Raw genomic sequence first — 12650 nt, forward strand, 5'->3', positions numbered from 1 at the left:
CGCCTCAGTCTGTGGTCGCCAGTGCCGGCAATGGCTCTGGTTTGGGCCTATGGAATAGCCGCTCAAGCCACAAGTATATGACCGGAGTGGTGAACAACGTCAGCGCCTGGCTCACCAGCAAGCCGCCGACCACCGCGATTCCCAAGGGCTGGCGCAATTCGGCGCCGGTGCCGTAACCGAGCATCAGCGGCAGGGCGCCGAGCAGGGCGGCGAGGGTGGTCATGATGATCGGCCGGAACCGCGTCATACACGCCTCATAGATCGCCTCTTCGGGAGGCAAACCACGGTTGCGTTGGGCGTCCAGCGCGAAGTCGATCATCAGAATGCCGTTCTTCTTGACGATCCCGATCAGCAACACCAGCCCGATCAGCGCCATGATCGAAAAGTCCTGGCCGCAGATCCATAGCATGATCACCGCCCCGAGCCCCGCTGAGGGCAGGGTCGAGATGATCGTCAGCGGGTGCACGAAGCTCTCGTAGAGCACGCCAAGAATGATGTACACCGCCACTAGCGCCGCCAGAATCAGCCACGGCTGGCTGGCCAGTGAACTCTGGAACGCCTGGGCCGCGCCCTGGAAATTACCGCTGATGGCCGTCGGCATGCCGATGTCGGTCTTGGCCTGGTTGAGCATGATCACCGCATCGCCCAACGCGACGCCGGGCGCGAGGTTGAACGACAGGTTGGCCGCCGGGAACATCCCGTCGTGAGCGATGGACAACGGGCCGATGGTTGGCGCATCGAATTTCGCCAGGGCCGACAGCGGCACCATTTCCCCGCTCAGCGGCGAGCGCAGGTAAAAATAGTTGAGGCTTTCGGCCTTGCCGCGCTGCTTGGTGTCCAGTTCCAGAATCACGTTGTACTGGTTGGTCTGGGTCTGGAACTCATTGATCTGCCGCTGGCCGAAGGCGTCGTACAACGCTTCGTCGACATCGCTGGCGGTCAGGCCGAAACGCGCGGCGGCGCTGCGGTCGATGCTGATGTGGGTGATGCTGCCACCCAGTTGCAGGTCGTTGGAAATGTCACGGAACGCCGGGTTGGCGCGCAGTTTTTCCGTCAGGCGCTGGGTCCAGGTGCTCAGGAGTGCCCCGTCGTTGCTCTTGAGCACGTATTGGTACTGCGCGCGGCTCGGACCGGAGCTGAGGTTGATGTCTTGCCCGGCACGCAGATACAGCACGATGCCCGGGACTTTCATCAGTTGCGGGCGAATCCGGTCGATGAACTGGCTGGCGGACACATCGCGGTCACCGCGTTTTTTCAGGGAGATCCAGAAGCGGCCGTTGGCGATGGTCTGGTTGCTGCCCGAAACGCCAACCGAATGTGAGAACGTCTCGACAGCGGGGTCGGCGGCGACGATCTCGGCCATCGCCAGGTGTTTTTTCACCATGTCGCCGTAGGAAATATCGGCGGCTGCTTCGGTGGTGCCGAGGACGAAACCGGTGTCCTGTACCGGGAAGAAACCTTTCGGAATGAAAATGTACCCGGCGACCGCCAGACCGAGGGACAGGCCGAACACACCGATCATCAATTTCTGATGGGCGAGGGCGCGGCGCAGGCCTTTCTCGTACAGCGCCAGCAAGCGTTCGCCAAAACCCGGTTTGCCGTGGGCGTGATGCACCGGCGCGCGCATGAACAACGCCGCCAGGGTCGGCGCCAGCGTCAGGGACACCACCACGGAAATCATGATGGTCGAGGTGGCGGTCAGGGCGAATTCCTTGAACAGCCGCCCGACCACGCCGCCCATGAACAACAGCGGAATGAACGCCGCCACCAGCGAGAAGCTGATCGAGACAACGGTAAAACCGATCTCGCCGGCACCCTTGATCGCCGCCTCGCGCATGCCGTCGCCGGCCTCCAGGTGGCGGTGAATGTTTTCCACCACCACAATCGCATCGTCCACCACAAACCCGACGGACACCACGATCGCCACCAGTGTCAGGTTATTCAGACTGAAGCCCATGATGTACATCAGAGCAAAACTGGCGATCAGCGACACACCGAGCACCGACGCCACGATCAGGGTCGCCGACAACTGCCGCAGGAACAGCGCCATCACCGCCACCACCAGCAGGATCGCGATCAGCAGGGTGACTTCCACTTCATGCAACGAAGCGCGGATGGTCTGGGTGCGGTCGATCAACACTTTGACCTGCACCGATGCCGGCAGCATGGCCTCCAGCGTCGGCAGGGCCGCTTGAATACGGTCGACGGTCTCGACGATGTTGGCCCCCGGTTGCCGGAAAATCACCAGGTTCACCCCCGGCTGACCGTCAGCCCAGGCCTGGATGTAGGCGTCTTCCGAACCGTTGACGACTTTGGCCACATCCTTGAGATGAACCGGTGCGCCGTCCTTGTAGGAAACAATCAGCTGACCGTATTCCTGGGGGTGGAACAATTGGTCGTTGGTGGACAAGGTCGAAATGCTCGACTCGCCGTACAGCGCACCCTTGGCCAGGTTGAGGCTGGTCTGCTGGATCGCCAGGCGAATGTCCGCCAGGGTCAGGCCAATGGCGGCGAGTTTGTCCGCCGAGGCCTGCACGCGGATCGCCGGACGTTGCTGACCGGTGATGTTGATATTACCTACGCCGTCGATCTGGCTGATCTGACGGGCGAGCAGGGTTTCCACCAGGTCACTGACCTCGGTGCCGGGCATTTGCGGCGAGTTGATGCTGAGGATCAGCACCGGGCTGTCGGCCGGGTTGACCTTCCTCCAGTTCGGCAGGTTTGGCATGTCTTTGGGCAGTTTGCCGGCGGCGGTGTTAATCGCGGCCTGGACTTCCTGCGCGGCGGTGTCGATGCTTTTGTCGAGGGTGAATTGCAGGGTCAGAATGGTCGAGCCCAAGGCGCTGCTCGAGGTCATCTGAGTCATGCCGGGAATGGCACTGAATTGCACTTCAAGCGGCGTGGCCACCGACGAGGCCATGGTTTCGGGGTTGGCGCCGGGCAGTTGCGCAGCCACCTGGATGGTCGGGAATTCCGCTTCCGGCAGTGGTGCAATCGGCAGCCGCGGAAAAGCGATTACCCCGAGCAACACCAAGGCAAAGGTCAGCAGGACCGTCGCCACCGGATGATCGATGCACCACGCGGAAACCGAGCCATGTCCCTTCATGGTTTCGGCTCCGATTGCACCACTTGCGGTGGGTCGGTCACTACCTGCACGGTCGAGCCAGGTTTGAGCCGCGACTGGCCGTCGCTGACCAGCACATCGCCCGGTTTCACGCCTTTGATGAGGTCCTGGCCGCTGCCTTGATAAACCATCTGCACCTGAACGGCTTCGACCTTGTCGCCATTGACCCGGTAGACGAAATGTTGATCGAGCCCGCGTTGTACGACAGTGGGTGGCACCACCAGCGCATCCTTATCCAGCGCCGTCTGAATCTTTACCGTGACCAGCAGGCCCGGCCAGAGCTTCTGCCCGGGGTTGTCGAATTCAGCCTTGGCGCGAATGGTCCCGGTGTTGGCGTTGATCTGGTTGTCGATCAGGGTCAAATGACCTTCGCCGAGCAGATTGCCGGTTTCGCCGTCAGTGTCGGCGCCGATGTAGGCCTTCACTTTTGCACGTTGTGGGTCGCCGATCAGCCCCTGCAGGGTCGGCAGCATGTGCTGTGGCAGGGAGAACTCCACGGCGATCGGGTCGATCTGGGTCACCGTGAACAGGCCTTGAGCGTCGGTCATGCGCAGGAAGTTGCCTTCGTCCACCGTGCGAATACCGACGCGACCAGTGACTGGAGAGCGAATCTGTGTGTAGGAGAGCTGCACCTGTGCGGCGTCGATCGAGGCCTGGTTACCTTGGGCGGTGGCTTTGAGTTGGTTGACCAACGCCTGTTGCTGGTCATAAGTCTGTTTGGAAACGCCGTCGTCCACGCTCAATAGCTTGTAGCGTTTGAGGTTGACCTGCGCGACTTGCAGTTGCGCCTGGCTTTCGCCGAGTTGCGCTCGTGCCTGATCGAGGCTGGCGCGGATCGAGCGGTCGTCGATGGTGGCGAGCAGGTCACCTTTGTTCACCAGTTGGCCTTCCTTGACCAGGATTTTGGTGAGGATGCCGTCGATTTGCGGACGCACTACCACGCTGTGCAGCGACAGCACCGAGCCGATGCCGCTGACGTAGCGGGGGACATCTTTTTCGACGACGTTCACTACCCGAACGGGGATCGCAGAGGGCGCGGTCAGTTTGGTGGTAGCGGGCTTGATGGCGTACCACAGGCCCAGCGCTGCCAGAACGATCAGAAGGGCTGCGAGCAGGGCGGAGTTTTTCTGAATTCGCATGCGAGTGGGGCGCCGGGGCTGGGTGGTTGGAGCTTTTTCAGGTTTATACCTTCCTTTATAAACCTGTTCGCCCGTCAGGAAGGTGACTGCTAACTGACGGCACTGTCAGTTTGGACCTCTGCAGATCGACGCCGATCCCTTGTAGCTGCCGGAGGCTGCGATCTTTTGATCTTGGCGGCAGGTAGCCGACCAAGACACAAAACCCGACGGACTCGCTTACGGCTTGAAGCTTGCTGCTTCCGACACAGGTATACTGCCGCCTTTCGCGGCTCGCTGACCGGGCCCGACTCTATTGCATCACCCGGAGCTTTCATGACTTCCCCGACACAACCGCCGGTTGCCGACGCTTTGAGCGACGACCAGGCAGACCTGCCAGACAGCGTCGACTCCAGCGCAGACAGCGAAACCAAGGCCGCGATCCCGGCGTTCAAGTTCCCGTTCAAGCCGGGCGACCTGGCCGCAGCGAAGAACGCCAGCCAGCCCTGGTACAAGAACGGCGCCAAGAACGGCCATACCAAGACCCCCGGTGCAGCGCCTCCTGGCACTCGTCGCTCAATGGGTAAACGCTGACTGTCAGGCGTTTTGTTGACCGGTAATTGTTCCTACTGTCATTGAGATAGTTCCCACAAGGATGAGCGATTCGTCCTCTGGGAAAGTCGGTGGCCACTCGTCGAAGATTCATGCCCATGAATTTTTGATGAAGGCCGCCGAAATGTCCCTGGTAAAAACCCTCTCTCTACTGTCGCTGGTGGCCCTGACCACTGGCTGCATGTCGTCTGTGCCCGATCCACAGATCCGTTTCGGTGTCGAAGCGCTGGTTCCGCCGTTCGAGAGCCGTAACGACAAGGGTGAGCTGGTCGGATTGAATATCGAGTTGGGCAATGCACTGTGTGCCGAACTCAAATCCCGCTGTGTCTGGGTTGATCAGGATTACGCGACCAATATTCATGCCCTTGAAGCCAACCGTTTCGACGTGATCATGCCGATGACGGCAACATCGGCACGTCGAGATCGGGTCGATTTCACTGAAAATCTTTACCCCCTGAGCAGCCGTCTGGTGGCGCGCAAAGGGGCGAATCTTCAACCGGATGTGCAATCGCTCAAGGGCAAGCGTGTCGGCGTCCTGACAGGCACCAGCCGCGAAGCGTTCGCCAAGTCCCGTTGGGCTTCGGCCGGAGTGACGATTCGCAGTTTCGCTCTCAACAATCAATTGGTCGACAGCCTGCTGGCGGGTGATATCGATGCAACCCTGCAAGACTCCATTGAAATTACCCAGGCGCTTTTAAGTCAGCCTCAGGGGCAAGGTTTCGATTTTGTCGGTCCGGCGCTCAAGGACCCTATGCTGGGCAGTGGCGTGGCCATGGCTGTGCGAAAAACCGACACCCTGCTGCGCGATAACCTGAGTGCGGCGCTTGAGCGTCTTAAGCAAAATGGCCAGTACCAGGCGATTACCCAGCGTTATTTGCCGCCCGCAGCGCCAGACTCACCACGCTACTTTCCGAATGAGGAAGGTCTGGCATTCTCCGATGCGGTGCAGGTCGGCGAGACCATTTACTTTTCCGGCATGCTCGGCCTCGGGGCTGATGGCGAACTGGTGAAGGGTGGCATCGGCCCGCAGACGACCCAGGCCATGGAGAACTTGCGTACCGCGCTGCAACGCAACGGTTCGTCCCTGGCTCAAGTGGCCAAATGCACGGTCATCCTTGCCGACATAAGGGATTTTTCCACCATGAATGCTGTGTATCGCGGTTTCTTTCCGGCGGATCGTTTGCCCGCACGTACGACGTTTGCCGGCAAGTTGGTCGAGAACGCGCAGGTAGAAGTGGAATGTCTGGCGGTGACGGCCAGCTAACCCTCTTGATGACGAATCACTGCGCAACGGGATTGCGCAGTGGTTCCGAAGTCTTGCGTCTCAGGCTGCCCGCAACGAAATGAACGCGTAATTCTCGGGAGCATCCGTCGCCACGTGCGCCCCGGCCGCCTGCACTTGCCCGGCAATGTCCTCGCCCGACACATGAAACAACCAGTCAGCGCCTGGCCCGGCCACAGGCTGCGTCGCAACCTGATCGATGACCCTCGCAAACGCGGTCATGTCCGGCAGATAAGCGGTGAACCCATCACCCTTCAACGCTGTAGTCCGAATCCCCAACAGCGCGCAAATCGCATCCTTGGTCCGAATGTCATCGCGATCCGCCTGACGGGAGCGCTGGATTAATCCGACCAGTTCCTGATCCACCAATTCACCACCCACTATCAGATCCGGTCCCTTTTCCCACGACTCGGACGGACATTCCTTTACGGCAGTGTTCAGGGGAATGTGCGGATTGATTTCCATCGGGTAGATGCGGCACACCAGCGGCCGGCGTTCGTAGATGCGGCAGAGGTTGTCTTCGTCAAGATTCCGGCAAGGACCGACGTTGTAGGCGGCAAAGGTGATGGCTATGTACGCCTCGGATGCGCCGCTTCGAACCCTCACCGAACGGCGTTCGGCGTGTTCGCGTTGCTGCATGGGCAGGCCCAGGCCATTGCTCAGGAAACCTTCTGCCAGCACGATCACCTGACCGCCATCGGCCGCCCACATCCGGGCTTCGGGCAGGGTCAGGGGCACGTGGTGGTCGTTGCAGCATTTGCCACAACCTACGCAGGAAAACGTCGTATTCATTGAACGGCCAGTCGCATAAAAGGACATGAAACGGCGACAGAATGCCGCCGCAAAGGCCGCTATCGAAGCAAGTTATGCGCCAGTCACTGCGCCTTGGCGGTTGGGCGGATGGAGTCCCATTCGGTGACGTAAGCGGTTTTGCTTTTCTTGTTGTAGAGACACAGTTCGGTGTCTTGCTGGCCTTTCATGTGTTTTTGCGGGTATTGGCCTTGCAACATAAGTGCGGTGTAGCCAACCCGGTCGTCGAACTGCGCGGCGTTGCCCACGGGTTTGGCATTCGTCAAACCGCTGGCCTTGGTGCAACTGGCGAGCACGGCTTTGTCGTAAGCCGCCCAGGCGTCGGAGCTGGAGGCGTGAGCCTGGGAGGCGAGGGTGGCGAGGCAGAGGAGGGTAAGGGTCGAGGCTTTCATGTTCGGCATCCTTGGGCAGGTATTGACCAAGTCTGAGTATGTCAGGCCGGAACCGGTTCCCGGCGGATCACACGCATTCCGGCGTTTTCATACAAACGCTGCGCCCGAAGGTTGTCTTCCAGCACCTTCAGATCCACAAATCCTTCGCGCCGCTGCTGAAATATCTTGAAAGCATGTAGCAGCAACGCGCGTCCTGATCCTTGCCCCTGAGCCCGTGGATGCACCACCAGGTTTTTGATATAGGCGCTGGTCCAGCACTGGCACACGCCGACGATACCTTCGGCATCCAGAGCGATAAAGCACAGGCTCGGATCATATTCAGGATCGGTTTCAAAACGCTGTTGCCAGACATCCAGTGCCGGCACGCGACCGCCACCTTGCTGATAACCCAGTTCCATCAAGCGATGAACGGCTTCTGCCAGGTCGGGGCGGTATTCACTGAGGACGATTCCCTGAGGCCAAGTGATCGCAGGCACAACTTCAGCGAGGTTGCGCCGCATCAGAAAGCAGAAGTCCTCGCTCAAGCCTCAATGACCTTGTTCAGCGACAGCCTTGGCTGCTTCGATCAGGCATTTGGTCAGTTCTGGCGAGGAGAACTTGGTCAGCACCGCGTTCGCGCCGGCAAGACGGGCCTTTTCGCTGTTCATCGCACTGTCCAAAGAGGTGTGCAGCAGAACATAAAGGTGCGAAAAGTCCGGGGTTTCGCGCAGGGTTCGAGTAAATGCGTAACCGTCCATCTCCGACATTTCGATGTCCGAGACGATCAGGTTGATCTGCTGGGCCGTGCCTTGCAGGTCCAGCAGGCAGTCGATGGCTTCCTTGGCACTGCGCGCGGTGTGGCATTGCAGGCCGAGGTTGCGCAGGGTGTACACCGATTGCTGCAACGCCACCTGACTGTCATCGACCACCAGAATCCGTGCGTTGCCGAGTACTTCGGCGTCTTCCATGCTCAGTTCGGTCGGGGCCGTTTCGATCTGGGCCGGGGCTATGCCATGAATCACTTTTTCGATGTCCAGCACCTGTACCAATGTGCCGTCGACCGAGGTTACGCCTGTGATGTACGAACGCACGCCGCCAGAGCCAAAGGGCGGCGGACGGATGTCGGTGGTCAGGCAGTGGACGATCTTGCTCACCGCTTGAACGTGCAAACCCTGCTTGGAGCGGCTGACATCGGTGACGATCAGGCAGCCACCGTTCGGGTCTTCCAGCGGCCGTTCGCCGATGGCACGGCTGAGGTCGATCACCGACAACGAGGCACCGCGCAGGGTGGCGATGCCTTTGACGTGGGGATGCGACTCCGGCAGCTTGGTCAGCGGCGGGCAGGGAATGATTTCACTGACTTTCAGCAGGTTGATCGCCATCAGCTTGCCGCTGCGCAAGGTAAACAGCAGAAGCGAAAGTGAATCTGCGCGGGCTTTGTTTGAAGACATAAAAACCTTCTGTGGAAAAAGGTGATGGGCGACCGCGAGGATCGCCAACAGCTATCGATGCCGGGTTATCGACTTGTTGTGGGCAGGCTTTAGGGTTATTCCGTCGCCAGACCGGTCAGTGCGATCCCTGTAGCAGCTGCCGAAGGCTGCGTCCGGCTGCGAAGCAGTCGTAACTTTGGCGAGGACTGCGTCCTCGGACGCAGCCTTCGGCAGCTGCTACAGGGGATCGTGTTACTTCATGCCCAGGCGTTTGGCCATTCGCCCAAGATTCGCCCGATCCAAGCCTAGCTCACGCGCCGCACTCGCCCAATTGTTATGGTGCCGTTCCAGACAGGCGTCGATCAGTCGACGCTGATAATCCTCGGTCGCCGCCCGCAAGTCTCCCGAGACCAAAGCAGCAGGGCTGGCAGGGACTGGCTCGGTTGCAAGCTCAACGCTGCCATTGGGCAAATCCAGATCCGCCGCGCTCAAACTCAGAATCTTCGGCCGTTCCTTGCAATTACCCAGCGCCTTCAAGGCGCTGCGGCCAATCAAGTGCTCCAGCTCCCGCACATTGCCCGGCCATGCATACGCCAGCAATGCAGCCTGCGCATCGCTGTTCAGACGCAGGCTGTTGAGGCCCATGCGAGAGCGGTTTTGCTCCAGGAAGTAGCCGCTGAGCAGCAGCACATCTCGTCCACGATCACGCAGTGCTGGCACCAGCAACGGATAAACGCTCAGGCGGTGATAGAAGTCGGCACGGTAGCGGCCGCTGCGCACTTCCTCGGCCAGGTCGCGGTTGGTCGCGGCGATCAAACGTACGTCAACCAGGTGCTCTTTATCCGAGCCCAATCGCTGCAACTGACCGCTTTGCAGGACTCGCAGCAATTTGGCCTGGACGGTCAGGGACAGCTCACCGACTTCATCGAGAAACAGCGTGCCGCCATTGGCCAGTTCAAACTTGCCGCGCCGATCGTTCATCGCGCCGGTGAAGGCGCCGCGGACGTGGCCGAACAATTCGCTCTCCACCAGCGTGTCTGGTAGCGCGGCGCAGTTGAGGCTGATGATCGGCTTGTCGGCCCGGGGCGATGCGGCGTGGATGGCTTGGGCGACCAGTTCCTTGCCGACCCCGGTTTCGCCGGTGATCAGCACGGTCAGATCGCTGCCTCCCACCAGATTGATTTCTTCCACCAGCCGTTTGTGGGCCTTGCTCTGGCCAATCATCTCGCGGTTTTGCTGGCCGCTGGCTTGTCGGTAAACCTCGGCACGCTGATGTTCGTCTTCGACACGATTGGCCAGGCGTTCGATGCGCTCAGCGGCGTTGACCGTGGCGGCGGCGAGACTGGCGAAGGCTTCCAGGGCGTCCAGTTCGATCGGTTCGAAGCGCTCTGGATCGAGTGCGTCGAGGGTCAGCAAACCCCATGGACGCTCGTCGATAAACAGCGGGCAACCCATGCAGTCGTGGACTTCCAGATGATCATCGAGGCCATCGACCAGGCCGTCGTAAGGGTCGGGCAATTCGCTGTCGGCGGCGAAACGGGTCGGACCGTGGCTGCTGAGGAGCGCTTCGAAACGCGGGTGTTCGCTGACTTTGAAGCGTCGGCCGAGGGTGTCGGTACTCAACCCGTCGACGGCCAGTGGCACCAGCCATTCGCCATCCAGGCGCAGCAGGGCAGCAGCATCGCACGGGAGCAGGGCGCGCATGGCTTCGAGCAAGCGCCGATAACGCTCGCCTTCGGGGAGTTCGCGGGACAGGTCGGCGACCAGTGGCAGCAGGGTGGTGAGCAAGGCTTTTGCAGTCATAGTGACTCCATGTAGTCGGTATGACTATAAGTCAGTGTGTGTCGATATGACTATAAAGAATTTAACATGTTGATTTATAAGGTTTTATTTTGTGGCACGAAAACTGATAAGTACAAGGCAGTCAGTTAGCAATCCAAGTAGATCAGGAGTCGCCTTATGCTTAGCGTTCAAGACCGTGCAATCGTCAAATCCACCGTGCCCTTGCTGGAAAGCGGTGGCGAAGCATTGATCACTCATTTCTACCGCATGATGCTGTCCGAGTACCCGGAAGTTCGCCCGCTGTTCAACCAGGCCCACCAGGCCAGCGGTGATCAGCCGCGCGCCCTGGCCAACGGTGTCTTGATGTATGCGCGGCACATCGACCAGCTCGACCAGTTGGGCGACCTGGTGGCCAAGATCATCAACAAGCATGTGGCCCTGCAAATTCTCCCGGAACATTACCCGATTGTCGGCGCCTGCCTGCTGCGAGCCATCTCCGAAGTGCTGGGCGAAGAGATCGCCACACCTGAAGTGATGGCCGCCTGGGGGGCTGCTTACGGTCAATTGGCCGACATCCTGATCGGTGCCGAAACCAGCATCTACGATCAAAAGGAACAGGCACCGGGCGGCTGGCGCGGGGCGCGGGAATTCATCGTGGTGGCCAAGGTCGAGGAGAGTGCGGAAATCATCTCGTTCTACTTCGAACCGGCGGACAAAGGCCCGATTCTGGCAGCAGACCCCGGCCAGTACATCGGCATGAAACTGATTCTTGATGGCGAAGAGATTCGTCGTAACTATTCACTGTCGGCCCTGGCCAACAAGGGCCAGTACCGGATCAGCGTTAAACGTGAAGCCGGTGGCCGCGCCTCAAACCACCTGCACGATCAACTGCATGTTGGCGCAAGAATTGAGTTGTTCCCGCCATCGGGCGAATTCACCCTGACCGACAGCGATAAACCGCTGGTGTTGATCAGCGGCGGCGTCGGCATCACTCCGACGCTGGCGATGCTAGAAGCGGCGCTGGCGACTGAACGGCCGGTACACTTTATCCACTGCGCGCGTAACGGTAGCGTTCATGCTTTCCGCGACTGGATCGATGGCTTGGCCGAGCGTCATCCGCAACTCAAACGCTTCTATTGCTACGACGAAGATGATGGCGTGAGCCCGGCGGCGCACAAGGTTGGCCTGTTGAGTCAGGAGCAACTGGGCGAGTGGTTGCCGCAGCAGCGCGACCTGGACGCTTACTTCCTCGGACCTAAAGGCTTCATGGCGGCGGTCAAGCGTCACCTGAAAGCGCTGGGTGTACCGGAGAAGCAAAGCCGTTACGAGTTCTTCGGGCCGGCTTCGGCGCTGGAGTAACCGCTGATCCTGTAGGAGCACGGCTTGCCGGCGATGGCGATCTCAAGGACGCCATCGCCGGCAAGCCGTGCTCCTACGGAGGTGTATCGGTCTTTCAGCCCTTCAATTCCTTCAAATGTTTGTACACCGTTGCCCGCCCCATGTTCAGCACGTTCGCCACATAGTTGGAGGCGCTTTTGCCTTTGAAGGCGCCTTCGGCGTGCAGTGCCAGCACCAGTTCGCGCTTATGGTCACGGGTCAGCAGGTTCAGGCTCAGCTGACGTTCGCGCAGCCAGGCGTGGAGGAAAGTGTTGATCCGCTCCTGCCAGTCATCGCGAAACAGCGAGTCCGGCTGCGGAATCAACTTGCTCGGCGACAGGAATAGATCCAGTGCAGCCTTGGCATTTTCGAACAACGAAATATTCAGATTAATGCACAGCACCGCCAGCGGATGACCTTCGCTGTCGCGCAGCACGCTGCTCAGGCTGCGAATCTTCTGGCCATCCCAGTTGAGCTTTTCGTACGGCCCGATGTTTCGTTCGCTGATCTCTTCGCTGAGCATGTCCTCCAGCGCCGAGTCGTCACCGATTTCCCGTTTGGACAGGTTGTTGGCGATGTAGTCGACCTTCTGCGTGCGCAGATCGTGCAGCACCACCTCGGCGTGAGGAAAGAACAATGTGGCGATGGCATCGGCGATCGCACGGAAGTTGTCCAGCGGCGAGCTCTTCAACGCAGAGTCATCACCGGCTGGTTCTTGTTCTTGGGCGTTCATAAAGTGGAGCTCCA

At 59.8% G+C, this 12650-nt stretch carries 11 protein-coding genes; 3 read left to right on the top strand and 8 right to left on the bottom strand.

Annotation, left to right across the window (positions count from 1 at the left end; translation table 11 throughout):
• Nucleotides 1-4: 4 nt before the first annotated feature.
• Both CKW16_RS21585 and CKW16_RS21590 read right to left on the bottom strand, forming a co-directional pair.
• On the bottom strand, nt 5-3106 hold the full coding sequence (locus tag CKW16_RS21585; RefSeq protein WP_095130506.1) for a multidrug efflux RND transporter permease subunit: 3102 nt from the start codon (nt 3104-3106) through the stop codon (nt 5-7).
• Nucleotides 3103-4263 carry an efflux RND transporter periplasmic adaptor subunit gene (locus tag CKW16_RS21590; protein ID WP_095130508.1) on the bottom strand — a complete coding sequence of 387 codons (1161 nt, stop codon included), beginning with the start codon at nt 4261-4263 and terminating at the stop codon, nt 3103-3105. The genes CKW16_RS21585 and CKW16_RS21590 overlap by 4 nt, the downstream gene beginning before the upstream one ends.
• Before the next feature lie 312 nt (nt 4264-4575).
• On the opposite strand from CKW16_RS21590, the gene CKW16_RS21595 reads away from it, so the two are divergent.
• Nucleotides 4576-4833, top strand: coding sequence for a hypothetical protein (locus CKW16_RS21595; protein ID WP_007943495.1), 258 nt, complete (start codon nt 4576-4578; stop codon nt 4831-4833).
• A 142-nt stretch (nt 4834-4975) separates the two neighbouring features.
• Nucleotides 4976-6115 carry a transporter substrate-binding domain-containing protein gene (locus tag CKW16_RS21600; protein WP_095130578.1) on the top strand — a complete coding sequence of 380 codons (1140 nt, stop codon included), beginning with the start codon at nt 4976-4978 and terminating at the stop codon, nt 6113-6115.
• Between the two features lie 60 nt (nt 6116-6175).
• Here the strand turns inward: CKW16_RS21600 and CKW16_RS21605 are convergent, their stop codons facing one another.
• From CKW16_RS21605 to norR, 5 genes are all read right to left on the bottom strand, one after another.
• Nucleotides 6176-6925, bottom strand: coding sequence for a YkgJ family cysteine cluster protein (locus tag CKW16_RS21605; protein ID WP_095130510.1), 750 nt, complete (start codon nt 6923-6925; stop codon nt 6176-6178).
• Nucleotides 6926-7008: 83 nt separating this feature from the next.
• A complete protein-coding gene (locus CKW16_RS21610) occupies nt 7009-7335 on the bottom strand; it encodes a hypothetical protein (protein WP_095130512.1) in 327 nt (108 codons plus the stop codon).
• 41 nt (nt 7336-7376) lie between these two features.
• Nucleotides 7377-7835 carry an N-acetyltransferase gene (locus CKW16_RS21615; RefSeq protein ID WP_095130514.1) on the bottom strand — a complete coding sequence of 153 codons (459 nt, stop codon included), beginning with the start codon at nt 7833-7835 and terminating at the stop codon, nt 7377-7379.
• 27 nt (nt 7836-7862) lie between these two features.
• Nucleotides 7863-8765 carry a chemotaxis protein CheV gene (locus CKW16_RS21620; protein WP_095130516.1) on the bottom strand — a complete coding sequence of 301 codons (903 nt, stop codon included), beginning with the start codon at nt 8763-8765 and terminating at the stop codon, nt 7863-7865.
• Nucleotides 8766-8996: 231 nt separating this feature from the next.
• On the bottom strand, nt 8997-10547 hold the full coding sequence (gene norR, locus CKW16_RS21625; protein WP_095130518.1) for a nitric oxide reductase transcriptional regulator NorR: 1551 nt from the start codon (nt 10545-10547) through the stop codon (nt 8997-8999).
• 156 nt (nt 10548-10703) lie between these two features.
• On the opposite strand from norR, the gene hmpA reads away from it, so the two are divergent.
• Nucleotides 10704-11885, top strand: coding sequence for an NO-inducible flavohemoprotein (hmpA, locus tag CKW16_RS21630; RefSeq protein WP_095130520.1), 1182 nt, complete (start codon nt 10704-10706; stop codon nt 11883-11885).
• Between the two features lie 94 nt (nt 11886-11979).
• On the opposite strand, the gene CKW16_RS21635 is transcribed toward hmpA, so the two are convergent.
• Nucleotides 11980-12636: a transcriptional regulator gene (locus tag CKW16_RS21635; RefSeq protein ID WP_095130521.1), complete on the bottom strand. Its 657-nt coding sequence runs from the start codon at nt 12634-12636 to the stop codon at nt 11980-11982.
• Nucleotides 12637-12650: the final 14 nt, after the last annotated feature.

The organism is Pseudomonas sp. Irchel s3h14, from assembly GCF_900187425.1.
Classification (GTDB): Bacteria; Pseudomonadota; Gammaproteobacteria; order Pseudomonadales; family Pseudomonadaceae; genus Aquipseudomonas.

Coding starts and splice junctions, on each gene's coding strand:
- CKW16_RS21585 (WP_095130506.1), bottom strand. CDS start 3,106: ATGAAGGGACATGGCTCGGTTTCCGCGTGGTGCATCGATCATCCGGTG.
- CKW16_RS21590 (WP_095130508.1), bottom strand. CDS start 4,263: ATGCGAATTCAGAAAAACTCCGCCCTGCTCGCAGCCCTTCTGATCGTT.
- CKW16_RS21595 (WP_007943495.1), top strand. CDS start 4,576: ATGACTTCCCCGACACAACCGCCGGTTGCCGACGCTTTGAGCGACGAC.
- CKW16_RS21600 (WP_095130578.1), top strand. CDS start 4,976: ATGTCCCTGGTAAAAACCCTCTCTCTACTGTCGCTGGTGGCCCTGACC.
- CKW16_RS21605 (WP_095130510.1), bottom strand. CDS start 6,925: ATGAATACGACGTTTTCCTGCGTAGGTTGTGGCAAATGCTGCAACGAC.
- CKW16_RS21610 (WP_095130512.1), bottom strand. CDS start 7,335: ATGAAAGCCTCGACCCTTACCCTCCTCTGCCTCGCCACCCTCGCCTCC.
- CKW16_RS21615 (WP_095130514.1), bottom strand. CDS start 7,835: ATGCGGCGCAACCTCGCTGAAGTTGTGCCTGCGATCACTTGGCCTCAG.
- CKW16_RS21620 (WP_095130516.1), bottom strand. CDS start 8,765: ATGTCTTCAAACAAAGCCCGCGCAGATTCACTTTCGCTTCTGCTGTTT.
- norR (WP_095130518.1), bottom strand. CDS start 10,547: ATGACTGCAAAAGCCTTGCTCACCACCCTGCTGCCACTGGTCGCCGAC.
- hmpA (WP_095130520.1), top strand. CDS start 10,704: ATGCTTAGCGTTCAAGACCGTGCAATCGTCAAATCCACCGTGCCCTTG.
- CKW16_RS21635 (WP_095130521.1), bottom strand. CDS start 12,636: ATGAACGCCCAAGAACAAGAACCAGCCGGTGATGACTCTGCGTTGAAG.